19 protein-coding genes and 1 pseudogene are annotated in these 25930 nt (G+C 62.8%); 12 read left to right on the top strand and 8 right to left on the bottom strand.

What is annotated here, in order from left to right; genetic code table 11:
* Window positions 1–339 precede the first annotated feature (339 nt).
* The 6 genes from scpC (at window position 340) to PKE98_RS02560 (ending at window position 6018) form a co-directional block, all read left to right on the top strand.
* Entirely contained in the window at window positions 340–1857 is a 1518-nt protein-coding gene (scpC, locus tag PKE98_RS02585; protein ID WP_271193705.1) for a succinyl-CoA:acetate CoA-transferase ScpC, read from the top strand.
* A gap of 444 nt (window positions 1858–2301) precedes the next feature.
* Window positions 2302–2511 (top strand): DUF1127 domain-containing protein, encoded by a 210-nt coding sequence (locus tag PKE98_RS02580; RefSeq protein ID WP_271193704.1) that lies wholly within the window; start codon window positions 2302–2304, stop codon window positions 2509–2511.
* Window positions 2512–2789: 278 nt separating this feature from the next.
* Entirely contained in the window at window positions 2790–3005 is a 216-nt protein-coding gene (locus PKE98_RS02575; protein ID WP_271193703.1) for a DUF1127 domain-containing protein, read from the top strand.
* Between the two features lie 232 nt (window positions 3006–3237).
* Complete coding sequence (locus tag PKE98_RS02570; protein WP_271193702.1) at window positions 3238–3558, top strand: DUF2388 domain-containing protein; 321 nt, start codon at window positions 3238–3240, stop codon at window positions 3556–3558.
* A 181-nt stretch (window positions 3559–3739) separates the two neighbouring features.
* Window positions 3740–4060 carry a DUF2388 domain-containing protein gene (locus PKE98_RS02565; protein ID WP_271193701.1) on the top strand — a complete coding sequence of 107 codons (321 nt, stop codon included), beginning with the start codon at window positions 3740–3742 and terminating at the stop codon, window positions 4058–4060.
* Window positions 4057–6018, top strand: a complete 1962-nt coding sequence (locus PKE98_RS02560; RefSeq protein WP_271193700.1) for a DUF7844 domain-containing protein — start codon at window positions 4057–4059, stop codon at window positions 6016–6018. The genes PKE98_RS02565 and PKE98_RS02560 overlap by 4 nt, the downstream gene beginning before the upstream one ends.
* Before the next feature lie 75 nt (window positions 6019–6093).
* On the opposite strand, the gene PKE98_RS02555 is transcribed toward PKE98_RS02560, so the two are convergent.
* Window positions 6094–6492, bottom strand: coding sequence for a GFA family protein (locus PKE98_RS02555; RefSeq protein WP_271193699.1), 399 nt, complete (start codon window positions 6490–6492; stop codon window positions 6094–6096).
* A gap of 42 nt (window positions 6493–6534) precedes the next feature.
* On the opposite strand from PKE98_RS02555, the pseudogene PKE98_RS02550 reads away from it, so the two are divergent.
* Together PKE98_RS02550 and PKE98_RS02545 are read left to right on the top strand one after the other, a co-directional pair.
* Window positions 6535–6675: pseudogene (locus tag PKE98_RS02550) on the top strand (citrate transporter); the annotation flags it as partial.
* A 39-nt stretch (window positions 6676–6714) separates the two neighbouring features.
* On the top strand, window positions 6715–7476 hold the full coding sequence (locus tag PKE98_RS02545; RefSeq protein WP_271193698.1) for a TerC family protein: 762 nt from the start codon (window positions 6715–6717) through the stop codon (window positions 7474–7476).
* Between the two features lie 189 nt (window positions 7477–7665).
* Here the strand turns inward: PKE98_RS02545 and recD are convergent, their stop codons facing one another.
* The 3 genes from recD to recC are packed head-to-tail and all read right to left on the bottom strand — an operon-like array spanning window position 7666 to window position 16366.
* Window positions 7666–9534 (bottom strand): exodeoxyribonuclease V subunit alpha, encoded by a 1869-nt coding sequence (gene recD, locus PKE98_RS02540; RefSeq protein WP_271193697.1) that lies wholly within the window; start codon window positions 9532–9534, stop codon window positions 7666–7668.
* Complete coding sequence (gene recB / locus PKE98_RS02535) at window positions 9531–13082, bottom strand: exodeoxyribonuclease V subunit beta (protein WP_271193696.1); 3552 nt, start codon at window positions 13080–13082, stop codon at window positions 9531–9533. Before recB ends, recD begins: the two co-directional genes overlap by 4 nt.
* On the bottom strand, window positions 13079–16366 hold the full coding sequence (gene recC / locus PKE98_RS02530) for an exodeoxyribonuclease V subunit gamma (RefSeq protein ID WP_271193695.1): 3288 nt from the start codon (window positions 16364–16366) through the stop codon (window positions 13079–13081). The genes recB and recC overlap by 4 nt, the downstream gene beginning before the upstream one ends.
* A 234-nt stretch (window positions 16367–16600) precedes the next feature.
* On the opposite strand from recC, the gene PKE98_RS02525 reads away from it, so the two are divergent.
* From PKE98_RS02525 to PKE98_RS02515, 3 genes are read left to right on the top strand one after another with little or no spacing between them, the layout of a single operon-like run.
* Window positions 16601–18307: a Na/Pi cotransporter family protein gene (locus PKE98_RS02525; protein ID WP_271193694.1), complete on the top strand. Its 1707-nt coding sequence runs from the start codon at window positions 16601–16603 to the stop codon at window positions 18305–18307.
* A 41-nt stretch (window positions 18308–18348) separates the two neighbouring features.
* Window positions 18349–19371, top strand: coding sequence for an AraC family transcriptional regulator (locus PKE98_RS02520; RefSeq protein WP_271193693.1), 1023 nt, complete (start codon window positions 18349–18351; stop codon window positions 19369–19371).
* Between the two features lie 57 nt (window positions 19372–19428).
* Window positions 19429–20820, top strand: a complete 1392-nt coding sequence (locus PKE98_RS02515; RefSeq protein WP_271193692.1) for a lysozyme inhibitor LprI family protein — start codon at window positions 19429–19431, stop codon at window positions 20818–20820.
* A gap of 51 nt (window positions 20821–20871) precedes the next feature.
* Here the strand turns inward: PKE98_RS02515 and PKE98_RS02510 are convergent, their stop codons facing one another.
* From PKE98_RS02510 to PKE98_RS02495, 4 genes are all read right to left on the bottom strand, one after another.
* Window positions 20872–21183 carry a helix-turn-helix domain-containing protein gene (locus tag PKE98_RS02510; RefSeq protein ID WP_271193691.1) on the bottom strand — a complete coding sequence of 104 codons (312 nt, stop codon included), beginning with the start codon at window positions 21181–21183 and terminating at the stop codon, window positions 20872–20874.
* Window positions 21180–22499 (bottom strand): type II toxin-antitoxin system HipA family toxin, encoded by a 1320-nt coding sequence (locus tag PKE98_RS02505; RefSeq protein WP_309298738.1) that lies wholly within the window; start codon window positions 22497–22499, stop codon window positions 21180–21182. Before PKE98_RS02505 ends, PKE98_RS02510 begins: the two co-directional genes overlap by 4 nt.
* A 125-nt stretch (window positions 22500–22624) precedes the next feature.
* Entirely contained in the window at window positions 22625–23575 is a 951-nt protein-coding gene (locus PKE98_RS02500) for an SDR family oxidoreductase (RefSeq protein ID WP_271193690.1), read from the bottom strand.
* A complete protein-coding gene (locus tag PKE98_RS02495; RefSeq protein WP_271193689.1) occupies window positions 23563–24489 on the bottom strand; it encodes a bile acid:sodium symporter family protein in 927 nt (308 codons plus the stop codon). The genes PKE98_RS02500 and PKE98_RS02495 overlap by 13 nt, the downstream gene beginning before the upstream one ends.
* Window positions 24490–24752: 263 nt before the next feature.
* Here PKE98_RS02495 and PKE98_RS02490 point away from each other — a divergent pair, with 263 nt between their 5' ends.
* Window positions 24753–25766 (top strand): DUF5924 family protein, encoded by a 1014-nt coding sequence (locus PKE98_RS02490; RefSeq protein ID WP_271193688.1) that lies wholly within the window; start codon window positions 24753–24755, stop codon window positions 25764–25766.
* The last annotated feature ends 164 nt before the right edge of the window (window positions 25767–25930 follow it).

Below are 25930 nucleotides of genomic sequence, written 5' to 3'. Positions count from 1 at the left end.
GCCCACGAAAGCCGGGGTTTTTCATTTTGGGGCCGATGAACATCAAAAGCCCCTCACCCCAACCCTCTCCCGTAAACGGGAGAGGGGGCTTTATCGTGGGGGCGGGGAGATCACAAATCTGTCCCCCTCGCCCGCTTGCGGGAGAGGGGCTAGGGGTGAGGGGCTTTTCTTGCTCGGTTTCGGCGGGGATTGAGCGAGCTAGAGCGATGCGACCCGAACTTCAACGCCGCAGCGCCGACGCGCAGCCAATCCCCTATTAGACGTAGGTATAAAGGCGGGAAACGCCTAAATCCTTAGACTGTCGGCCTTTCACCGTCCGTACCGTCCGAGGCTTCCCCCATGTATACCGATCGCGTGCGCTTGCCCTGCCTGCTGGGCAAAGTGATGAGTGCGGCTGACGCCGCGTTGCTGATTGAAGACGGCATGACCGTCGGCATGAGCGGGTTCACCCGCGCCGGGGAAGCCAAAGCGGTGCCCCAGGCCCTGGCCGAGCGTGCCAAGCACTCGCCACTCAAAATCAGCCTGATGACCGGCGCAAGCCTGGGTAACGATCTGGACAAACAGCTCACTGAAGCGGGTGTGTTAGCCCGTCGTATGCCGTTTCAGGTGGACAGCACCCTGCGCAAGGCGATCAACGCCGGCGAGGTAATGTTTATTGACCAGCACCTTTCCGAGACCGTGGAGCAACTGCGCAACCATCAGCTCAAGCTGCCAGATATCGCCGTCATCGAAGCGGTGGCCATCACTGAGCAGGGCCATATCGTGCCGACCACTTCGGTGGGCAACTCCGCCAGCTTCGCGATTTTCGCCAAGCAGGTGATCGTCGAGATCAACCTGGCGCACAACCCGAATCTGGAAGGTCTGCACGACATCTATATCCCCACCTACCGGCCAACCCGCACGCCCATCCCGCTGACCCGCGTGCAGGACCGTATCGGCAGCGGCGCCATTGCCATCGATCCGGCGAAAATCGTTGCCATCGTCGTCACCGACAAACCCGATTCACCGTCCACTGTGCTGCCGCCGGATGCCGACACCCAGGGCATTGCCAATCACCTGATCGACTTCTTCAAGCGTGAAGTGGCCGCCGGGCGCATGACCGACAGCCTCGGCCCGCTGCAAGCCGGTATCGGCAGCATTGCCAACGCAGTGATGTGCGGGCTGATCGACTCCCCGTTCCAGAACCTGACCATGTACTCCGAAGTGCTGCAGGACTCGACCTTCGACTTGATCGACGCCGGCAAGCTGAGCTTTGCCTCGGGCAGCTCCATCACCCTGTCGCAGCGGCGCAACGCCGATGTGTTCGGCAACTTGGAACAGTACAAAGACAAGCTGGTGCTACGGCCGCAGGAAATTTCCAACCATCCGGAGGTGGTGCGCCGTCTGGGCATTATCGGCATCAACACCGCGCTGGAGTTCGACCTGTACGGCAACGTCAACTCCACCCATGTGGGCGGCACCAAAATGATGAATGGCATCGGCGGCTCGGGGGATTTTGCCCGCAACGCTCACCTGGCCATCTTCGTGACCAAGTCGATCGCCAAAGGTGGCGCCATTTCCAGCGTGGTGCCAATGGTCAGCCATGTGGACCATACCGAGCATGACGTCGACATTCTGGTAACCGAGCAAGGCCTGGCCGACCTGCGCGGTCTGGCTCCACGTGAGCGCGCCCGGGCCGTGATCGACAACTGTGTCCACCCCGACTATCGCGATGCGTTGAATCAGTACTTCGCCGCAGCCTGTGCCAAGGGCGGTCACACCCCACATTTGTTACGTGAAGCGTTGCAGTGGCATATCAATCTCGAAGAAAACGGCCACATGCTCTGGCCTAGTGCAGAAGCTGCCAAGTTGGCTTAAAAAGCGCTGCCAGCTCAAAAGGCGCAACAGGTCACTCACCTGCTGCGCCTTTTTGCGCTCTGGTGCTTATTAAAGAAGCACTTTGGCAATACTCACCGTGCACAACCTCAGCAGCGGCACCCGAACAGTTGCGACAAAACCCGAGAAAATCTGTTTTCCCAGGAAGACAACAGGGAAAACACCTTTTATAAATCCCAAACTGTACTGGTCTTGCGAAGCATCTGCAGGAAAAGCTGTCGATTGAGACAGCTTTTCTTGGGTAAAAATGCCCCGTTTATGGGCGCACCGGTACAGTTTGCACCGTTATGGATAAAACAGTTTGGGTAAAATCTTCCCACTACCAGCACAATTTTAAAGAACTGTGACTACAAGGTCAGCTGTACGAAGCGCAACATAGCCTCCAGTTAAATAACCAATGCCGCCATAAGCGGAAGGAAGCACACCATGGAACGTACCCTCAGTTCCGACTTCGTAAGCGAAAGTTCGAAATCCCAAGCTGCACTGCCACTGCGCGTTATCTCTAACCTGCTGCTCTGGCAACGTCGTATGTCCAGCCGCCACCAATTGGCACGCCTGGATCCACGCCTGCTGGCTGATGCCGGTATCAGTGAAGCCCAGCGCTTCGCCGAGCTGAGCAAGCCGTTCTGGCGTTAAGTGTTGTATCTGGCTGAGGCACGTCGTTAGAGCATCAGCCACCGAATTGAAGAAAACGAAGCCCGCCGCAGGAAACTGCCGGCGGGCTTCGTCGTTTCAGGGCGTTGAGGTTTCTGGAGCGTGCGTACAGCTAGCCGCACAAGCAGCAGTACAGTTTCAATATAATCAAAACTGAAGCCATACAATTACAGGTAGCTGTGACTGACGGAAGGCGCTGGCGCTGGGGCACTCTGTTTCCCCATACCCAGAACTCGCGCCAAAGCGAGAAGGAACGTGCCATGGATCGCACCCTCAACCCTGCTGCTGCCAAACCGACTGCTACCGCCAAACCGACCCATTGGCCGCTGCGCATTCTCGCAATGATCACCGTATGGCGCCGCAACGCCCGCACCCGCCGCCAGTTGGCGCGCCTGGACGACCGGCAACTGGCGGATGCTGGAATCAGTTCATGTGACCGGGACATGGAGCTGGATAAGCCATTCTGGCGGGAGTGAAGGCAACGCTCTCCTCGATTTGTAGGAGCGAGGGGGCGGCCATCCGATTGCTCGCCAAGCGGTTCACCCACGTAAATTGCGTGTGCTTCATTCGCCAGCAAGCTGGCTCCTACAGAGACGATTGCGTCCACCGCGCGAACCTTCTCACCCATTCCCCCTCAAACCCACCCAAGCGCTCCCGCTGCGCTAGGCTATTGCCCGTCACGTCCCCGCCTTTTTCGGAGTTTCCGTCATGACCACCCTGCGCCTGCTCAGTGCTGCAACGTTGCTGGCCCTCGCCACCAGCGCCTCGGCCACCAGCTTCGTCTACACCACCGATGCCGTGGTCGGTGCCCTTAAAGGGACATCCGATATCACCTCGGATATCTCCTCGTCTTTCAACGACGACAAAATTGTTCTGGCCGCCCGCGAAGATGCTGCCAGCTTTGTCGCCACCAACGGCGATATCCGTGGCGTACGCCTGGAAGCAGCCCTGGCGCATATCCGCGAAAAAGCCCCGCAACTGCAGGCCCGCAGCGACCTGCAACTGGCCCAATCCATTCTGGTGCTGTAAGCCTGGGAACGGGGCCTTTTCACTGGCCCCCTGTCGCACCTTCAGCTAGCCTTGGCGCCCGCAGTGACGGGCGCTGTGTGACCGCCATCAAATAGCCACAATTGGCTTGGAACTGGCGGCACGCAATTTCGTCCAACTGTTCCAGTACCTATTTACCCCGCATTTGTTTCGGAGATTTCTCATGCGCCGTTCGCTTTCGCTCGCCGCTCTCGCGCTGCTGCTCACCACCGGCATCGCCGAAGCCCACACCCTGGTGGCCACCAGCGACATCATCGTTCGCGCCTTCGGCCGCACCATCGACTTCACCTCCGACACCACCACCTCGGTACGCGACTCCAAAGTGGTGCTCGAAGCCCGTGACGACGCTGCCAGCTTCGTCGCCAGCGAAGGAGCCATTCGTGGCGCGCAGTTGGAAGCGGCTTTCGACACCCTGCGTGTTCGCGTACCCGAAGCGCGTGATGCCAGCGACCAGACCCTGGCCGAAGCCATCCTCGCTCTGTGAGGCCACTGGCGGCCTGGCTGCTGAGTGCGGCGCTGCTCTGTGGCGCCAGCACGGCCCAGGCGCAACTGCAGCTTGAGCTCGATCGAGACGGCCTGACCGCCAGCCAGCAGCAGGCCAGCCAAGCCCTGCTGGACGAAGCACTGAGCAAACTGCCGCCTCGCTTCGTGCAGCGTCTGGACCGTCAGGTGCACGTCAGCTGGACCGATGCCCTGGAAGCCGACACCTACGGGCAGGCGCGCAGCCCCACCCGGCTGCTTCTCAATCAGAAACTGCTGCCCGCGCTCACCGACGGCACCGCCGCCCGCACCCAAACCAATCGCCCCCACGGCACCCAGCGTCAGGAACTGCTGGCCACCGTGCTGCATGAACTCACCCATATTTACGACCGCGCGCGCCTCTGGTCCCCCGCCGAACGCACCGTGCTGCAACGCTGCCAACGCCAGGCAAAAAGCCAGGGCCTGATTGGTCAGATGGACAACTGCCGCGGCCAGACCGAACGCCGCTTTACCCTGAGCGACGACCCGCGCCTACTCGACCTCGCCGGCTGGCCGCAATACGTCGGCCGCCGGGGCGAGCGCGAGGCCAAGAACGGCCAGGTCGCGCGCAGCCCGGATAGCTACGAGCTGAGCAACCCGCGCGAATTCGTGGCGGTGAACATGGAGTACTTCCTCCTCGACCCCGCCTACGCTTGCCGCCGCCCCGCGCTGTACCGCTACTACCGCGACCATTTCGACGGCTGGACGCCGGCCAACGCCGAGCCTTGCCCGAGCACCTATGCCTACCTCAACGCCGGCCGCGACTTCGCCCGCCAACCACTGGGCAAGCTCGACCCCGAACGCGTGTACGAAGTGGACTACCTGCTGGCCGAAGCCAACGACCAATGGGCCAGCCGCTGGGGCCACAGCATGTTGCGCCTGGTGATCTGCGCGCCCGGGCGCCCGCGTGGGCCCGATTGCCGGCTGGACATGGACCAGAGCCTGGTGCTGTCCTACCGCGCCTTCGTCGGCGATTTGCAGTTGTCCAGTTGGGACGGCCTGACCGGCGTCTACCCCTCGCGCCTGTTTGTGCTGCCGCTAAGCCAGGTGATTGAGGAATACACCAAAGTGGAACTGCGCGGCCTGGTGTCGGTGCCGATCAAACTTGACCGCCCCCAGCTCGAAGCGCTGGTAGAGCATGCCGCCGAGCAGCACTGGAGCTACGACGGCAACTACTACTTCCTGTCCAACAACTGCGCCGTGGAAACCCTGAAGTTGTTGCGCAGTGGCAGCGCCGAGCCGCAGCTGCAAAACCTCGACAACATCATGCCCAATGGCCTGCTGGAAGTGCTGGCCGGGCGCGGGCTGGCGGACGTCAGCGTGCTGGATGACCGCAGCGAAGCGCTGCGCCGCGGTTACCGTTTCGACTCCTTCCGCGACCGCTATCAGGCGATGTTCGACGTGCTCAAAGAGCGGATGCCGATTCAGCAGAAAGCCGTGGACGAATGGATCAGCCTGCCGGCCAGTGAGCGGCGCACTTGGGTTGATAAGGCCGACCTGCGCGCCAGCGCGGCTATGCTGCTTCTGGAGCAAGCCGCCCAACGCCGCCAGCTGTTACTGGCGCAGGACGAACTCAAGCGCCGCTACCTGAGCAGCAAAGCGCTCGAAGACGGCAGCTCCGGCCCGGCCGGCAAAACCTTGGAAAAGATCCTCGCCAACAGCGGTTTTTTAAGTCGCCCGGCGGAGCTTTTGGAGGGTGGCTACGGCCTGCCGCAAGCCAGCGAATGGCAGCACCTGCAGCAAGAGAGCGACAGCCGTCAGAAGCAACTGCGCCAGTTGAGCGACGACCTCGACGGTCAAGTCCGCGCGCTGCTCGAACCGGCGCGCCTGGCCGAGCTGGACGCCATAGACGTCAATCTCAAGCACGTCAGCGAACACCTGCGCGCGCTGCACAAAGCCTCCGGCGGACTCATCCTCCCGTAGGGTGCGATCGACTCCGCCACGGCGTTGTTTCGCCATACGGTGTATCGGCGGATACCGCCTGTGGCGGTATTCGCCCTACGCCTCGCCGTCTTCCGAGGGAAGTTGCTCATCCAAGTGCAACCACGGCAACCGCGTCGTTACCCAGATATGTCGATCCGGCTGCGCCTGTTCGGGGTGGTCGAAGGTGGCGATGGTAATGTCCAGGCTCTGTGGACTCTGCTCGCTAAAAAACGTCAGTTGCCCGCCACATTGCCCACAGAATGAACGCGTGCAGCCGGGCGAGGACACAAACCGCTGCGGCGTACCTTGCAGCCATTCAAAGCGCTCCAGCGGCACAGTGATCCAGGTGGTGACGATGCCGCCCGTGGTGCGCCGGCATATGGTGCAGTGGCAGTGGGCGATGTCGGTCAGCGGGGCGTTGAAGCGGTAGCGCAGGGCCCCGCATTGGCAGCCGCCGGTGTGGATGTCGGTCATGGGCAAACTCCTTGTTCCTTCATCATCCTAGCCTACCTCCGGGCCACCTGGCTGTTGGCGGGCCTGGCCGGCATCGAACTTGGCGACCACCAGCGCTTCACCTTGAAATGGGCAGTTGCGATTTGCCTGTGTATCCTTGTGGCCGCGCTGCTGATGGGAATTTTCCCGGTATTTGGCGGCTAACTTTCTGATCGTTCGCGTTTGTGTAAGAGGAAGCTGTAAATGGAATGGCTGACCAGCCCGGAAATCTGGATCGCATTTTTTACCCTGACGGCGCTGGAAATCGTCCTGGGGATCGACAACATCATCATGATTTCGATTCTGGTCAGCCGCATGCCCAAAGCCATGCAGCCCAAGACCCGTTTCTTCGGCCTGGCGCTGGCCATGGTCACGCGCATTCTGTTGCTGCTGTCCATCACCTGGGTGATGCGCCTCACGGCCGACCTGTTCACCGTGATGGGCCAGGGCTTCTCCGGGCGTGATCTGATTCTGTTCTTCGGCGGCCTGTTTCTGCTGTGGAAAAGCAGCACCGAGATGTATCACGGCCTGGAAGGCGAAGATGAAACCGGCGACGAACCCAAAGGCATGGGCGGCGGTTTTATCGGCACCATCATTCAGATCGCCATTATCGATATCGTGTTCTCGCTGGACTCGGTGATCACCGCAGTCGGTATGGTCTCCCACGTACCGGTGATGATCGCCGCCATCGTGGTGGCCGTGATGGTGATGATGCTGGCAGCCGGCACCATCAGCGACTTTATCGACAAGCATCCGTCGTTGAAGATGCTCGCGCTGTCCTTCCTGATCATGGTTGGTACTGTGCTGATCGCCGAAGCCTTCGACATGCACCTGCCTAAAGGCTATGTGTACTTCGCCATGGCGTTCTCGCTGGCAGTGGAAGCGGTAAACATCAAGATGCGCTCGGCGCGCGACCGCAAAAAAGGCGAGGCGGTGAAACTGCGCAAGGATATTCCGGGGGAGTAATACGGCCCTGTGGATAAAAAAACGGGATCCTTCGAGGTCCCGTTTTTTTATCCACAATCCACGGCCCCCACACCGTCATTCCCGCGCAGGCGGGAATCCAGAATGGTGCAGGAATACGTCGGATGCCGACCAATCACCGAACCTGGATTCCGAATCGCCGGCCCGCCCTACGCGGGAATGACGGCATACTTAGAACAGGCTCAACTGATCCTGATCGCCCTGGGGCGAGGCAGCTGGAGCTGGCGTGGGATCCACCGGCACCACAAGCCCCTGCACCTTCAACCGCTCTGCCAACCCCGCCGCCCGCTCGGCCCGGGTATTGACCGCCTCGGCCAAGCGCGCCGGCAAGGCCCAGATTTCCACCTTGTGCTTGGCGCGGGTAATGCCGGTGTAAAACAGCGAGCGGGTCAGCAATGGGCTCGCCGTATCCGGCAGCGCCAGCAGCACTTCGCTGAACTCCGAACCCTGGCTTTTGTGCACCGTCATGGCGAACGCGCTGTCATGGCTGGGCAGACGTGCCGGCGAAAACGGCCGGAAGGTCGGTTCGCTTTCCCCGGCACTTTCGAAGAACACCCGCAGGCCATTCTCGCTGGCCAGACAGATGCCGATATCGCCGTTGAACAGCCCCAGCGCGTAGTCATTCTGCCGCACCATGATCGCCCGGCCTGGGTACCAGCGTTCGCGGCTCGGCAAGCTGAAGCGCCGTTTGATGCGTGCTTCCAGTGCCTCGTTTATTCCCTCCACGCCCCACGCGCCTTGGCGCTGCGCGGTCAGGGCACGAAAGCCGTTGAAGGCTTTGAAGGTCGCTGCCACATCGCCACTGCGGGCCGCCGCCAAGTAAGGCGCGTAACCCTGCTCCAGCCGATCCAGCAACGCATTGGGGGTGGGCGCCGCTTGCCAGGTCAGATCCGTGCGGTCTTCTTTCAACAGGTTTAACGTGCCGGCTGCATCGCCGCCATTGATGCGCCGCGCCAATTCGCCAATGCCGCTATCCCCGGCAAAGCGGTGGCTGTGGGTGAGCAGCACCACGGCATCACCGAGGCGCGAACGGGGTGCCTGCGCCTCAACCGGCTGCCCGGTAAGGCGCTGCAACGCCGCTGCCGTTTGCGGCGTAAAGCCGCGGCCTTCACACAGCTCGGCAAACACGGCGCCGGCTTCCACGGCTGAGAGTTGGTCTTTGTCGCCCAGCAGAATCAACCGCGCGTTGGTCGGCAAGGCATCGAGCAATTTGGCCATCAGCGCCAGGTCGACCATGGACGCTTCATCCACCACCAACACATCCAGTGGCAACGGGCTGGCGGCGTGATGGCGAACCTTGGGGCTGTCGCCACGGCTGCCGAGCAAGCGGTGCAAAGTGCGAGCTTCTTCCGGCAAGGCCGCCTTGATGGCCTCGCTCACCGGTAGCTCGGCCTTGGCATTACGAATGGCCTCGGCCATCCGCGCGGCCGCTTTGCCTGTAGGTGCGGCCAAGCCGATGGCCAGCCGCTCGCCGCCGGGTTGCTCCAGCAAGGCGGCCAGCAGGCGCACCACCGTGGTGGTTTTGCCGGTGCCAGGGCCGCCGGAAATCACCGCCAGGTTACGCCGCACCGCTTGTGCGGCGGCCAGGCGCTGCCAGTCCGGCCCGGCCTGGGTGTTGCGCGCAAACAGCCGCGCCAGGCCGTCGGCAAGCAAGGTTTCATCCACCTCGGGGTTGGCACTGCCACGGGCCAGCAACTGCTCGGCCAACTGGGTTTCGTAATGGTGATAACGGGCCAGATACAGGCGCTCGCCATCGAGAATCAGCGGTGCAAACGCGCCCGGCGCGCCGACCAGCGAAGAGGCCTGCAACAGCGCGGTCCACTCCTCAAGTTTGGGCAGCACAATGCCGCCGCCGACTTCCGGCCAGGCCCGCTGCCCGGCCCAGCGCCGCAGCAGCACACACACATCGCCATTGACCAATGCCCCGCAGGTGAGCGCCGCCGCCACCAACACAGGCTCGCTGGCGCTTTCATCCAACCGCTGCAAGCTGGCGACAAACGCACGCTCCAACGGGCCGAGGGGCATATCGGCAAGGCTCATGGCTGCTCCTCGTTAAACAGGTGATCGAGGGCATCCAACAGGCTGTCGGCCGGCCGCGAGAAATAAACCCCGGCGCTCGGCATGCCGCGCAAAAACAGGTAATACGCGCCGCCCAATTGGTCGTAGGTAAAGTCGGCCAGGCGCTGGCGCAGAAAGCGCCGCAGGGCCACCAGGTAAATCAGGTATTGCAGGTAGTAATGCTCGCCGGCCAGGGCTTGCAACAGGCGCTCGCCGCTGTAGTAGCTGGCGTCCGGGCCGAGCCAGTTGGACTTGTAGTCGGCGATATACCAACGCCCTTGGTGCTCGAACGTCAGGTCGATAAAGCCCTTGAGAAAGCCTTTGAGGCTGTCGAACTCCAGGCGTTGTGCCGCCTCGCGCATGGGTGCCGCCAGGCCGTGTTGCGGGTCGGCCAGAATGGCGCGCAGGCGCTGCACATCCAGGTTGGCCACCGGAAAGGTAAAGCCCAGCTCCGGCAACCGCCGCGCCGACACCAGGCTGGCCAGGGTCAGGCCCTGGCCGTTCAGATCGCTGTCCAGCACCAGTTGCAAATGCGCGGCGGCAAGTTCCGTCCAGTCCCGTGGCAGGCCATGGTCGGTCAGTGCTTCTTCCACCAACACCGGCAACTCACCTTTACCGCGCGCCCACTCCTCCAGCACCGCGTGCAAACACGTACCGGCGCGCGCGCCACGGGGAAAGGCGAAAAAGCCCAGGCCCGGGTCACTGGCATCGGGGATGCTCAGGTTGTCGCGATCCGGCGCTTCCATATGCATGCCAGCGGACAGGCCAGAGAAGCTGCCGATGCGCCACGCGCTATGCAGACTGCGGTCAAACTGGCCCAGTTGCTGTGGCGCCGGTGCGCGTTGTTCGCCAGCCGCGTTGGCTTCGCTGTTGAGCAGCGGCACGCGCGCAAAGGTACCGCCGCTGATCGCCACCAAGGCATCGACTTCAGTCGCCAACTCGGCGCCGCTGCGTTCATTCAGGTGCTGCGCCAGCTCGGCCAGGGCGTCGGCTCCGGCCAGCTCGCGACCATGTAACAGCCACGCCAGCGCACTGCTGTGCAGCCCTTCTTCGGGCAGCAAGCCGGTCTTCTTAACTGGCGCCGGCACAGCCACCGGGCCCCAGTGCAACCACAGTCGATCACGGGCTCGGGTCAGCGCCACGTAGGCCAGGCGCAGCTGCTCGGCGAACACTTCTTCGCGGGCGCGTTGCAGGTGCGCTTCGAGGTGTTCACTGCCCATATCCAGCAACGGCTGACCATCGTCGTCATGGCAGTTGGCGCTGTCTTTGTGTTGACCGAGCAAGCGGCCGTTCCACAAGTACGGGCAGAACACCAAGGGATATTCCAGGCCCTTACTGGTGTGGATGGTGACGATCTGCACCCGCTCAGCATCGCTTTCCAGGCGCAGCAACGCGTCTTCACTGGCGCCCTCGCTGCCGCGTTGCGCATTCAGCCAGGCGAGCAGCGGCTCCAGGCCCGGACGTTGCTGACTCTCGGTTTGCAGCAACTCGGCCAGGTGCAAAAGATTAGTCAGACGGCGTTCGCCATCGGCCGCCGCCAACAGCCGCTCAGCCACTTGCTCCTGATCCAGCCAGACGCGGAAGGCGCGCATAAACCCGTGCTGTTGCCAGAGTTGGTGATACAGCTCCGCGTCTTCGCGCTCGCGGTCCCAGGCGCGTTCATCGTCCTGACAGCGCGCCAGTTGCTGCGCGTCGCGGCCAAGCAAGCGGGTGGACAACGCGTAGCGCAACACGCCCTCGCGGCCCGGTTCGGCGTAGGCCGCCAGCACCGCCGCCAGCTCGGCCGCTTCTTCGCTGTGCCACACGCTCTGGTTGCCGCGGCGCACACTCGGCACACCGCGGGCCACCAGTTGCTCGGCCACTTCCGAGGCCTGGCGGTGGTTGGACACCAGCACCGCAATATCGCCGCCCTTGAGCGCAGTGCGTTCGCCATCTTTCTCGAAATACGCCTGGCCTTGCGCACTGGCCGCCAGCAACGTAGCAATGCGTTGCGCGGTATCCAGCGCCACCAGGGTATCGGCGCGGCCCTTGTTCAAGGGCTCGTCACCCAGCCACACCAGCGCCAGCGGCGCCTCGTTGCCCGGCGGCAGCACCAGTTGCGAACGCGCCTTCACCCCGGCCTTTACCGGCGGGTAGTCCAGGCCCTCGACGGCAAATGGTTGCGGCCGGGCGAACAACAGATTTAACGCAGCAATCAGCTCGGCCGTGGAGCGGTAGTTGAACGGTAGGTCATAACGTCGCTCGGCCGCCTCGCGGGCTTTCAGGTAGGTCGCCAGATCTGCTCCGCGAAAGGCATAGATCGCCTGCTTGGGGTCGCCGACAAAACACAGGTCGCTGCCGTCCTGATACACCCGATCAAAGATCTGGTACTGCACCGGATCGGTGTCCTGGAATTCGTCGATCAGGGCCAGGGGATAACGCGTGCGCAAGGTCAGCGCCAGCGCATCACCGGCCGGGCCGTGCAGGGCTTCGTTCAGGCGATTAAGCAAGTCATCGAACGCCAGCATGCGTTGTGCGGCTTTGCGCGCGGGCAGCTCGGTGTTGAGTGTATCGAGCAGGCGCACCTGCAAGGCGATCAGCCGCTGCTCGCCGGCCGGCAGGGCATCGGCAATCGCCAGCAGCAGCGTATCAAAGGCATCGGCGATGGCGCTGCTGGGGGCGTCGTGGCCTTTTTTAGTGGCCTTGTGCAGCGCACTGGCGGTGAATTTTTCCAGGCCCGTGGGCACTTCGAACAAGGCCGCCGGGTCGGCGAAATAGCTGTCCAGCTCGGCCGACCACAACGGGAATTTCGGCAGTTTGTGGGTGCTCTGGCTGAGCCCGCCATGCTCCTGCAACTGCTCCACCCAGCCATAGCCGCTGCGGCGCCACAAGGCGGCGGCGTCGCTCCAGGCCTGGCTGGCGGCGGCCAGTTCGTCCGAGGCCTGCGTGGCTACATCAACGCGCGGTTCAATGCGCAAATACGGCTTGCCCAGGTGCGGGCGCAGGCGTTGGCGAAGCACGCCGGGGGTAATTTTCTTCTTCGCCAGAAAGCGCGCCCATGCCGGGTCTGCTGCTGCCAACTCATGGCGCCAGGCATCGGTCAGCAACGCATCCAGTACCTCACGGTCATCGCTGGCCAGCTCGCTATCAAAATCGCCGCCAGCCTCGAAGGCCGCGTCTTGCAGCGCGCGCTGGCAAAAGCCGTGAATGGTGAAAATGGCCGCCTCATCAAAACCATGCACCGCCAACAACAGGCGGCGCCGCGCCTCTTCGCCGGGGTTCTCGGCATGCAGGCGCGTGAGGAAACTGTCAGCACTGGGCGTGCCCTCATACACCGCCAACAACTCGGCCAGACGCGCACGGATACGCTCGCGCAACTCGGCGGTGGCCGCCGTGGTGTAGGTGACCACCAGAATCTGCCCGACGCTTAGCTTGCGCTCCAGCAACAGGCGCGCGTAAAGCGCGGTCAGCGTCCAGGTTTTACCTGTACCGGCGCTGGCCTCGATCAGCGAGCGGCCGGCGAAGGAGGAGGTGTGCAGATCCAAACTCATTCCTCATCCTCCGCAGCCGGCGCCAGTGCCTGCAGGGCCGGCAGAATCAGTTGCTGGGCCAGCGCTTCAAAGCGCTCGCCGAGCACTTCGCGGTCGCGAAAGGCCAGGGCGTACCAGGGGTCTTGCGACTCGCCGGGCAGCGGGCTGAAGTCGGCGCCTTCCCAGGCGACCTTGGCTTTAAAGCGAGCGGCTTCGATGGGTTCTTTGCGGCCGGGCTTGAGTAGCCCTTCGGCAAAGCCGTAGCTGCTTTTGAGCATCAGCGCCAGCGGTTCGCACAGCGCTTCGCGGTAGGCCTCAAGCCAGGGCAGCAGCAGTTCCCGTGGATTGACCAGGAGCCCGAGCTGCCAGTCTTGCGCCGGGGAAATCAGCAGGCTTTCGCGGGCGATGCCTGGGGTGGCGCTCAAGTTAAGCAGCAGATGCCGCAGCCAGAACGACGGCAAGTCCCAGGCGCTCGGTGCATTCAGGCGCCATTCGAACAAGCCGCTGCTGGTCACGCCGTCGAGCCAGCCGTGGATATGCACGCCGGCCAGTTGCACATCCACCAGCAGCGGTTGCGGCTGTTCTTCGGGACGCGCTTCGAAAAGCCGGGGTGCAAAGGCGCGCACCGGGCCGCGCAGCTTGCCCCAGAGCGCCTGGCCCAGTTCGCCGGTGGGCAGCCAGCCGGCGGCGCGGGCGATATTGCGTTCCTGCTCCAGCGACCACTCGCGCTCCACTGCTTCCAGCGCCAGCTGGCGCAAGCCACGCCAGGCCGGTCCTTCCAGGGCAAATGGCTCGTCGCTGGCCAGCGCTTCATCGCTGTCGGCCAGGCGCAGGCCCAGGCGCTGCTCCAGCAGAAAACGCGCGGGGTGGCGAAAGCATTGCAGCAGTTGCGAGGGCTCGATATGCAGCCAATCGGCATCCGGCTCCGGCAGGCGCCCGGCGAAGGCGGCCGGCGTGGTTTGCGGCGGCTCGCTGAGCCGCTGCGCCGCGCGAAACCACGAGGCGGCGTAACTGCGCTGCGCGCCGCTGGCAAAGTTGCCGGGGGCGAAGGGTTGCAGCGGGTGGGAGATGGTCAGGTGCTTGCTGGCCGATACCGAGCCATCGGGCACAACCGCGGTGAGGTCGACCGATTCCATCACCTCGCTGATCAACACCGAGGGCGGCAGTTCGGCGTTGTTGCGCGGGTCTCGGCCCACGTAGCTCAGGTACAGCGCATCACGGGCTGACAGCAGAATTTCCAGCAGCAGGTAACGGTCGTCCAGGCGCCGCGCGCGGTCGCCACGGCGCGCGTGCTGGCTGATCAAATCGAAACCGGCGGCCGGGGTCCGGCGCGGCAAAGCGCCGTCGTCCAGCCCCAGCAGACACACCAGACGGAACGGCAGGCTGCGCATGGGCACCATGGTGCAGAAGGTGACGGCGCCGGTCAGAAAACCCGAGGCCCCACTGCCCTGCTCCAGCGCCGTGCTCAGTTGCTGGCGCACCAGCGCCAGTTCCAACGGGCGTTCGATGCCGGCGGCTGTCGCCTGGTCGCGCAGCGCGGCGCAGGCCTGGCTGAGCAGCAGCAAGGTGTCGCCGGCTTCACGCTCGTCGAACAGGCTGTCGATCAAGGCTTGCAAGGTGTCCGCCCAGGCGGCCAGTGAACGGGGCCGTTGCAGGTCTTCGGCCAGGGACGCCAGGCGTTGCACAAAGCCGGCCAGGCGCCCGAGCAATTGCGCCCGCGCGCCTTCCAGCGCGTCCAGCGGCCAGGTGTCGCCCAACAGCGGCGCGGCATCACCGGCCAGTTGCGGCGGCGCGGCAAAGCCCAGCAGCAAGCGGTCCAGGCCCTGACGCCAGGTAAACGCGGCGTCACTGGGCAAGCCCAGCTGCTCGCGGTGTTCGGCATCGCGGCCCCAGCGCACACCGGCTTCACGCAGCCAATCGCGCAGCAATGGCAGGTCTTCGTTTTCAATGCCGGCGCGGCGAGCGATGGAGGGTTGCTCGAGCCAGGTGAGGATTTCTTCGGCACCAAAGCGGCTTTGTTCAAGGGTCAACAAACCGAGGAACGCTTCAATCAGCGGCAGCTCGGCGCGCAGGCTGCGGTCGGCCAGGCTAAAGGGAATACGCGGCGAACGCGGGCCACGGCCGTGGCTGTCGCGGCTGGCAAATACCGCTTCGATATAGGGCGCGTAACGCTCGATATCGGGGGTTAGCACCACCACCTGATCGGGCGTCAGCGAGGGGTCGGCGGCAAAGCGGGCGAGCAACTGGTCGTGCAGAATTTCCACTTCGCGCAGCGGCGAATGGGCGATATGCACTTCCAGCGAGCGGTCGTCTTCGCGCAGCGCCAGGCGCTCCTCGGGCTTGCGGGTACGCAGGCGCAGAATGTCGTTTTGCAGGGCGCGCAGCAGCGAGCTGTCGTGCAGGTCGGCGTCTTCGGAATACAAGCCGATTTCCTGAGCGCTAAGGCTGAACAGCGCATCAAAAAAGTCGCGGCCCTGTTTGCCAAGGCTGGCCAGCAGCGGATGGCCTACGTCGAGGTACCAATCATCGGCAGCCGTGGCACTGGCGATCACTGGCTGACGCGCCAGCTCACGTACATCGCGGATATCGCCCCAGGCTTCGCGGCATGGGTTCAGCGCGCAGATCACCACCTCCACATGCCGCGCCAAGCCTTCGAGCACACGCATATGGTGCGGCGGCAGGCTGCTAATGCCGAACACCAGCAGGCGTTCGGGCAGGCCGGCAATGGGGGTGTCGTCATGCAGGCGGCGCAGCAGATCTTCCAGCAGGCGCGCGCGGTGCGGGTGGCCGTCGCGGGTCAGCTCGCGCCACAGCAGCGCTTGCCAGGCTTCGTCGGTACCGAGCTCAAGCAGCTCGTTGCGCTCCCACGCGGCCAGCCAGTCGTCGCGGTACAGCAGGTATTGGTCGAACACGTCGCTGATACGCGCGCCCAGCGACAGGCGCCGACGCTCATCGCCGCCCTCCAGGTACTGGGCCAGACGGGGTGCTTGCTCGAGGTTGCCGGGCTCGCAGAGCCAGTCATAAAGGCGCCAGGTCAGGGTGGTGGGGGAAAAAGCCGATTGTTCCGGCAATTGCCCCAGCACCAGGCGCGAGACTTCCCAGACAAACTTGGCCGGCAGTTGCACTTCCAACTGCATGGCAATGCCTTGCTTGCGGGCGAGTTCCAACGTCAGCCAACGGCCCATGCCCTGGCTTGGCACTACCACCAACGCCGGGGCAAACGGCTCGCGCTGCGGTTGGGCCAACAGCGTGGTGGCCAACTCGCCGAGGGTTTCCAGATCGGGGGCGTGGTAGAGCGTGAGCATGGGCGCAATCACAGGCGAAAGTGGGGCGTAGGTTAACAGCTCGGCAGGGCCTTCGGGACCGGCAAATCTCGCTGCAAAAACTGGCGCCAGCGGCATTCGCCGACTAAAGCTAAGGGCATGGAGGACCAGAAAAAATCGAACGACCGGGTGCCACGCGTGTCCCATGCCCGTACTGCACGCCTGTCACATTAGTGTCACGCCAGCTTCATATACCGCTGCCAGGGAGGCCGCCTTATGCTGACCCTGCTCAACCTGCTTTCGGCCGTCGCCCTGCTGATTTGGGGCACGCATATTGTGCGTACCGGCATCCTTCGGGTGTACGGCTCGCAACTGCGCAAAATCCTCAGCCACAACATGAACACGCGAACGCTGGCCTTCGCTTCGGGCATCGGCGTGACCGCGCTGGTGCAGAGCAGTAATGCCACAGCGCTGTTGGTCACCTCATTCGTGGGCCAGGGCCTGATGGCGCTGACGCCAGCACTGACCATCATGCTCGGCGCCGATATCGGCACCGCGCTCATGGCGCGGGTGCTGACCCTGGATCTGTCGTGGCTGTCGCCGCTACTGATTTTCCTCGGCGTGATCTTCTTTCTCTCGCGCAAACAGAGCCGCGCCGGGCAACTCGGGCGGGTGGCCATCGGCCTGGGCCTGGTCGTGCTGGCGCTGGAGCTGATCGTCAGCGCCGCGCTGCCTATCACCGAAGCTCACGGCATCAAGGTGCTGTTCCAGTCACTCACCGGCGATGTGCTGCTTGATGCCCTGGTGGGCGCCCTCTTCGCCCTGATTTCCTACTCTAGCCTGGCCGCCGTACTGCTTACCGCCACCATGGCCAGCGCCGGCCTTATCAGCCTGCCGGTGGCCCTGGGCCTGGTAATCGGCGCCAATATCGGCAGCGGTATTCTGGCCCTGCTCAGCAGCAGCATGCAGACCGAAGCCGGACGCCGCGTGGCCGTCGGAAGCCTGCTCTACAAGGTTATCGGCTTGCTGCTGATCAGCCCGTTTATCCACCCGCTGGTGCACTGGCTCAGCTCCCTGAAAATCAGCCCGCAAACCTTGGTGATTGGTTTCCACCTGGCGTACAACACCAGCCGCTGCCTGCTGATGCTGCCCACCGTGAATGTGATGGCGCGCTTCTGCAATTGGCTGCTGCCTGATCGCGAACTGGACAACGGCGTAGCCAAGCCTCGCCACCTGGACATGACCGCCCTCGACACCCCAAGCCTGGCACTGAACAACGCCGTGCGCGAAACCCTGCGCGTCGGCGATATCGTCGAAACCATGCTCAACCACTTTCTGGTAATTCTGCGCGGGCCGCAACCCTTGGCCGCCAAGGAATTGCGCCGCCTGGGCGACGATGTAGACGCCCTCTACAGCGCGGTAAAACTCTACCTCGCGCAGGTACCTGGCGAAGCGCTGGGCGACCACGACCGCCGGCGCTGGGCAGAAATCATCGAGCTGAGCGTGGATCTGCAACAGGCCGCCGACCTGATCGAACGCATGCTCGGCAAAGTGCAAAACCAGAAGACCGCGCAGCAGCTTTCCTTCTCCGAAAGCGGCCTGCAGGAGCTCACCGACATGCTCCGCCAGCTGATGGCCAACCTGCGCCTGGGCCTGAGCGTTTTCCTCTCCGGCGACCCCCACAGCGCCCGCCAACTGCTGCGGGAAAAACGTCGCTTCCGTCTGCAGGAACGGCAGATGGCCCACGCCCATGTGCACCGCCTGCACCACAACGTGGTGCAAAGCATCGAAACCAGCTCGCTGCACTTGGAGCTGATTGCCGATATGAAGCGGTTGAACTCGCTGTTCTGCAGCAGCGCCTACGCCGCCCTGGAAAGCCACGAGCACGGCGCCATGGCCGACGCTGACGACGACCGCCCTGAAGTCGCCGAGCAGCAAGCCAACGATGTGCCGCTGCACGAGGTAAAACCGGCAGCGCGCTGAGCGCTGTCTTTTAACGGACGGCTTGGGCAGAATCTTGCGCCATGCCCAACGCCATCGATCCACGCCATGCCTCCGTCAGCGCCAGCCTCACTCAAGGGGTGTTGCACGCAGCCGTGCGCCTGGGCGTGCCGCGCGCTGAACTGCTGGCGGCCAGCGGCCTGAACGAAAGCCAACTGAGTGACCCCGACGGGCGCATCGCCTTTCAGGCCCACGAGCAGCTATGGCAGGAACTGCACAGCCGTATGGCGCTGAGCGAACCGGGCCTCGCCATTGGCGCCAATCTGGCCCCCGGGCCGTTCAGCGTATTGGGCTATCTGTTGCAAAGCAGCGCCACCCTGGGCGATGCCTTGGTTGCCGCCTTGCGCTATCAGCGGCTGGTGGGCGAAGGCGGCGAATTGCAGCTGCAAGAGCACGGCAATGAACTGCGTGTGCTCTACCGCCCGGTCCACCCGCACGCTGCGGTAACCCGTACGCGGGTACTGGCGCTGATGGTGTTCTGGATTCAACTGATGGCGCCGCTGGTTCACCACTACCGTTTGCTGCGCGCCGAGTTCGCCCATCCGCAGCCCGATGACCTCACGCCCTACGAGGCCGCCTTCAATTGCCCGCTGGCTTTCGGCTGCGCCGATTACGCCCTGGTGCTGCCGCTGGAACTGCGTGCCGCGCCGCTGATACAAGCCAACCCGCCGCTGCAAACCCTGCTGCGCCAACACGCCGAAGCCCTGCTGGCGCGCCTGCCCAGTGAAGGCCTGGTGGCCCGCGTAGTGACCTTGCTCGGCGCGCAGCTGGCCCACGGCGAACCGGACCGCGCAGAACTCGCGCGCACGCTGAACCTCAGCGAACGCACCTTGCAACGTCGGTTGGCCGAGGAAGGCAGCAGCTACCAACAACTGCTTAGCGATACCCGTCAACAGTTGGCCGAACGCTACCTCGACGACGGCCAGTTGCCCGCGGCGGAGATTGCATTGTTGTTGGGGTACTCAGAGCCGAGCGTGTTCTTTCGCGCGTTCAGGAATTGGACGGGGCTGACGCCCGGGGAATATCGGCAGCGGGCGGCGAAATAGGGTGCACAAACGTGTGCATAGCACCCCGGTAAAACTTATCCACAGGACGCAAAACCGATGAGTAGGAAGCTCTGTCTGGCAGTGATCGCCGTACTGGCCGCGGCGCATCTTTCTTGCGCTGCCCAGGCGGCCCCCAGCTTTCTTTGCAGCGGCAAACTCAGCCCGATAGAAACCGCCGTCTGCACCGACCCGCTGCTGGGTGAAGCCGATATGCAACTGGCCAGCCGTTATCGCGCCGCTCTCGATGCCAACCCCGGCAAGAAAGACGAATTGAGCAATGCCCAACGGGCATGGCTCAAAAGCCGCAACCAGACGTGCGTCGGCGACGCCCTTAATGCCTGCCTGCTCAAGCAGTATCAACAACGTCTGGCCGAACTGCCCGCCTCACCCGATGAAGATGGCGGCGCCAACGATTACGCCCTGCGCCTGAAAATCGGCAGCGCGGTGTATTTCAACCAGGTGCTGCTCACCTGCAATACCGACAACGTGCAACTGCAGTTCCCCGATCCCAACCTGCCCATGAGCATTCTCGCCAACACCCTGCAAGGGCGCGGCACCTTGAGCAGCGCCTGGGCCGACTGCCCGCTGGCGAGCGGCCAGACCATTCGGGTAAAAACCGGCAATGGCTCGCCGGCCCAAGCGTACGGCCGATGTGGCGGCGCGCCGGAAACGCGGTTGAGCGTATGGGTCGACCAACGCAAGGCCATCAGCGGCCTGGCCTACGCCGAAACCTGCAATGAACCGCTGCTTAAAACCATGACCGTGCGACCCGGCGGAACCGACTACTGCGTGCTGCCCAGCGCCGCTGACTCCTCGCTACTCAACGATGCGCCCGGGCAGGCCAGCGGCGAAGGTTGCAAACACATCAGCTTCAACGCCGACACGCCCATCGACACCGACGAATACCCCACCAAAGGCACTGCCCGGCCCGTGCTGGGCTCCCTCAGCCTGGTGAGCAGCAAGGCGGAAGTCAAACCGCTGTGCGAGCGCCTGGTGGCAGCCAACACCCGTTACCCGCTGAGCGTGCCGGCCGACATCAAAACCCCGGTGTGGCAGCCCACCCAGGTGACCAGGCCGAGCGAGGAAAACGATGTCACCCTGGCCACCCGTGGCGAGGTCGACCAGGCCCAGTTCGACCTCGACAACAGCGGTCAGGTCGGCACGGTGTACCGTCTGGAACAGGACAATCATTACTTCGACGGCAGCGCCCTGGCCCGCGAGCAACCCGGCATTCTGACCACACCGTTCGACCCGCATGCCCCCGAGCAAACCCTAGCCAAGGGGATTCTGGCGTTTGTTTATCAGCACGCACTGGTGCTGTTCGAGGGCGGGCATACGTACTTGCTGCTGGACCCGGCGAACCGAGCCAAAGACATCGTGCTGGTCAAGCCGACGGTTGATTCGGTGCAAGAGCTTTGCGTAATGCGGCGGGTGGGGGAAACGTTGTAAGGCAGGTGGAAAACCTACCTGCCCCAGGCGTATCAAAGATACGGCCCCCTATTACTCCGTCCGTTTGATACGCACCGGGCAAAGCTCCAGCCCAAACGGCTTGAACACGGCGTTAAGCGATTTCACTGTCTGATTGCCTTCATCGTTTTCGATGTACGCGATCATCCTCGCAGAGACTCTGCACATCCTGGCGAACTGGCTGCGGTTCAAGGTCGCTATTTCAGTTCTTAGCAGCGTGACGGCTTGGCCCATGCTGAGGCGACCGTGCAACAGTTCGGCTTCGATATGGCGAATAAACGCCTCGTTGGTCATGTCACCCTTGGTGATCTGCGGCGCATCCACGCGCCCTGCGTTGATATTCACAGTAGCCCCCAGGCAGTCAGGCGGTCTTCAAGCCTGGCCAGATGGATGCCCGGATGCCGCCACGCCTCGGCAGGCAAATCAGGTTGGAGAATGTCCGGCAGGTTCATGAAAAGCGAGGCGTCTGCTTTCAGTTGCTCAAGCAATGCATCTGGCTCGGCGTATTCACTCAAAGCCATACAGGCGCCTACCCAGTCCGTTAGGCCGCCCCTCTCGATGCTCGCGTTCCATTTAGTGGTGCGCGTGATGACTTCGCTGTCCATGGCCATCGGCGCAAGATCGTAGATAGGTGCCAGGCGGAACCGACCCTTCTCGCGTATCACCGATGTGTTGCGGCCGTGGTTGTCCGTATTGCCGAGGATTCGGTTGAGTAAGTCTCGGCGCAGATACTCCGATAAAAGCGCTGGAATCTCTTCCTGCTGACCGGCATAGGTCCACATGGCTGCCAGAATCTTCACCACCTGTTCGTGCTGCATGTGCTGGCCGGGCGTGACCACTCCCGCCAGCGAATAAACCGATTCGACAGCAAGCCGACGAACACCGTCCGCGTGGATTTCTCTATCAAAGCGCTTCATCCACAGGCTTGGGCGTTCGCTTTCAAAATACGACAAGCCTTCGGTGCTGATCGTATCCAGCCCCAGCTGGTTGATAGCCCGGTAGTACAGAAATTCGCTGCGCAAAATGGCGATGTCTTCGCGGGTCGCTTTGCCTCTAGGGAACTTGATGAACCAGTGCATCCTCGCGTCTTCATCGGGTAAGGAGGCATCGGGGTGAAGCATCCCCTCGGCATCCTGGGTCATCAAGATTTTGGGAGCAGCGCCACCTGCGCCGCTTGCACCGCCAATGGCAGCGCCCTGGTCGTAGGCGTGTTCAACGAACGCAGTGTTTAACTCGATCACCTCGGCCTGGCTAAAGCCCACAGGTGGGAACTGTTGGATGTAGGCCGCAGACTCTTTTATGCGCAGGTTGCCGATGGGTGCCGGCGTGCAGCGCCCGAGTAGAAACACGTCGGCAGACTGACCTTCGGGTTTTTCCGGGCCAAGGCGGCGCAAGAGTGATTGTCGTGCAGCGCCGGCCGGCGCTATGTCGTGCAAGAACGCGGGGGCTGGCGTCTTGGTGTCGTCGTTGAAACTGATGGGGTAGCGGTAGCTCACCGCGCCCTCGAAGCGGGACAGCGACTCATCGAGGTGATCGACTACATAGGGCGGCGCGTAGCCATAACTGGTGCTGCTCGCCAGGCCGTTTTCCGGGTAGTTGAATTTGACCCAGAACGCGTCTTTCCACTCGCCATTATCGTGTACCTGGACAGTGAGCTTCATGATGACAACCTGCAATATATTGCAAGTATCATAGTGAAACGACGTAGTTTCTGCAATGTATTGCAAAAATGGCAGCTAATCGCGGCAGTTTCAGCAATATAATGCAAATCATAGAATCGCTGACTTTACCCGTTGCTCGCTTCAAGAAACGCCATAAACGCCTCCCGACTGGTGTACCTGGGCTGATACCCAAACTCTTCCTTCAACCGCCGATTGTTCAGCACTGGCCGATAACGCAAAAAGTCCAACTGCTCAGGCCCGTATTGGCTCAACCCCAACGGTTTGAGCACGCGAAGCGCGCCGCTGATCAACCCTGCCGGCAACGGTCGATAAGGCTTGCCCAGAATGCCAGCGATCTCGCTCAGGCTCAGCGCTCCATCACCTGCCAGGTTGAAAATCCCTTGGGCGCTGCTCTCCAGTCCCTGGCGAATAATGGCGACCACGTCCTGGTCCCAGATAAAGACAAAGCGGCTATCGCTGCCTTTGATGCCCAGCACCGCACGTTTTTTAAACATGTCGGTGATCTGGTTATTCACCCGCTTGCCCAGAATGGTGCCGGGCCGCAGCACCAGCTGTTTCAACGCCGGGTGTTTGCGCCGGGTAACGGCCAGCAACTCTTCCACTTCACGCTTGTGCTTGGCATAGGCGAAGTGGTCGTGGCCGCGCAGCGGGTCGTTTTCGTCGATCCACTCGGCGTTCTCGGGAAAGTAGCCGTAGGCCGCGCCGGAACTGGTGACGATCAGCTGCTGCACGTTGTTGGCCAGCGCAGCTTCCACGATGGAGCGTGTGCCGCCGACATCAATGGCATGCAACTGGGCATCGCTCATGCCGCGCGGCGGCGTCACGACCGAGGCCAAGTGCACGATGGCCTCGGGCTTCCAGGCGGCGACGCATTCGAGCACTTGCTTGTGCTGGCTGATATCGAGCAGCACTGGCTCGACATTCATTTTCAGGCCCTGCTTGGTTTGCGGGCGAATGTCGGCGGCAATCAGCGTCCACTTGGGGTGCTGGACTGCGAGTTCGTTAAGCAGTTGCTGGCCGATAAAACCTGCAGCGCCGGTAATCAGGACGCGCATGTCAGCGGCTCCTCGGAAGTGGATGAAACAGCCAACGGCCGATTGCGCCAGAACAGCACCAGCAGCAGGCCGCTGACCAAATGCCAGGTACCCCAGAGCGCGGCCACCAGGGCCATGTTCGGCTCGCCGCCAAATTGGGAAAAAATCAGCCCCAAGGCCAGCCCGGAGTTGTGCATGGAAATCTCGATGACCATGGCCCGCAGGTTGGCGCCGCGCTGGCGGGCCAGTTTGGCCATCAGCCAACCCAGCACAATGGCGCTGGCGTTGTGCAGCACCACCAAGACCAGCACCAGGCCGAGGGAGGCGGTAAACATTTTCCAGTTGTTGGCCAGCGCGCCAATCACGAAGAAGGCAAAAGCTAACAAGGCGAAGCGTTTGAACCACGGCATGATGCGTTCGGCCACCTGCGGCCACAGGTTGCCCACCAGCATGCCGAGCGCCAGCGGCAAGCCGAGCAGCCACAGCAGGTTGAGGATGATGCTCAGGTGGTCGACGTGCAGGCTGCTCAGGCGCTCGGCCAGGTAGGCCGAGGCCTCGGGGTTGCAGGAACTGGTGAGGGCGAAGTTGAGCGGCAGCAGCACCAGCGCCAGCAGGCTCGACAGCGCGGTCATGCTCATGGACAGCGCAGTGTTGCCGCGGGCCAGGTGGGTCATCACGTTGGAAAGGTTGCCGCCGGGGCAGCAGGCCACCAAGAGCAGGCCCAGCTCCAGGCCGGGGTGAAGGTCGACCACCAGGGTCACCAGCAGCGTCAGCCAGGGCAGCAGCAGGCATTGCCCAAGCATGCCGGCCAGTACAGGTTGCGGGTGGCGCAGCACGGCACGGAATTGCTCCAGGCGCAGTTCCAGCGACACGCCGAAGATCAGCGCCGCCAGCACCAGGCCGAGGATAAGTTGCGAACTCGCATCGTAGTTCATAGAAAACGGGCCTTTTATTTTTGTTTTAGCCCGCAGCACTGTAAGGGCGCAGGCAGGGGGCAACAGTGGCAGAGCCCGACACGGGCTGTGGCCTTTTGCGCCAATAGCTATAGCGCAACGGCAAAGGCTGCGCTTTTAAGATCAACGGCAAGCAACGTAATGCCGGGCGCGCACTCCCACATTAAGCGCATGGAGCATGGACCCATCAGAGGCTCACCCGTATCCTGCGCACCTCTTCATCTACCTGCCGAACTGCCGCCGTGATGCTCACCTGGAAAACCCGCGCCCTTGCTGTTATCGCCCTGCTGCAACGCTATCCCGGCGTGGTGGCGGCGTTTGGTTTTATCTCGGGGGTGTGCAGCTTCATTCTGGTGGACCGCCAGGCCCGCCTGGCCACGCCGATTGCGGTGATGCTGCTGGTAAGTTGGCTGTGGCTGACGTTGGAAAGTGTGGTCACCCGCGTGTTTGCGCGCCTCTTCGGCCGCGAGTTGCCACAGCCGGTGGTGCGTTATCTGACCCAGATGATTCACCAGGAAAGCCTGTTCTTCGTGCTGCCATTTTTTATCATCACCACCACCTGGAACAGCGGCCAGCTAATGTTCACCGGCCTGCTGGCCTGCGCCGGGTTGGTGAGTATCATCGACCCCATCTACAACAAATGGCTGGCGCCGCGCCGCTGGCTGTACCTGGCAATGCATACACTGACACTGTTTGCCGCGTTGCTGACGGCGCTGCCGATCATCCTGCACCTGACCACCGCGCAGAGTTACAAGCTGGCGCTGGGCATTGCCGTGGCGCTGTCGTTTCCCAGCTTGCTGGTGACCTTCCCGGTGCAGCGCTGGTGGCGCGGGCTGGCGTTGATTGTGTTGACCCTGGCGCTCGGCGGCGTGGGCTGGTTGTTCCGCTCCTGGGTGCCGCCGGCTACGTTATGGCTGACCGAAGTGGCGGTGACCACCGAACTCGACGACTTCAACCGCTCGCCCGGTGAAAGCCTGAGCACCATGACTGCCACCGATCTGCGCACCAAGGGGCTGTACGCGTACACCGCGATCAACGCCCCGCGTGGGTTGGCCGAACGCATCTACCACGTGTGGCGCCATAACGGCAAAGAGATGGACCGCATCGCCCTGGATATCAACGGCGGCCGGGAAAAGGGTTATCGCTCGTGGACCCATAAACAGAACTTCCCCCAGGACGTGGCAGGGGATTGGGAAGTGCGGGTGTTGACCGAGGATGGGCAGGTGATTGGGGTGCTGCGGTTTGAGGTGACGCCGTAGGACTGTTGCGTGACCTTCTATTGACGGGGATCGCCGCTCAATTCGAGATTCTGGGTCCCCGCCTACGCGGGGACGACGGATGCTCCTGCCACAACCACCGTCATTCCCGCGTAGGCGGGAATCCAGAATCTTCAGTCGAACTCAGCGAGACGAACGGCTTCGCC

The sequence above is a fragment of the Pseudomonas turukhanskensis genome (assembly GCF_027922365.1).
GTDB lineage: Bacteria > Pseudomonadota > Gammaproteobacteria > Pseudomonadales > Pseudomonadaceae > Aquipseudomonas > Aquipseudomonas turukhanskensis.
Note: the sequence above shows the minus strand (reverse complement) of the source record. Positions and strands in the feature narration are given on the sequence as shown.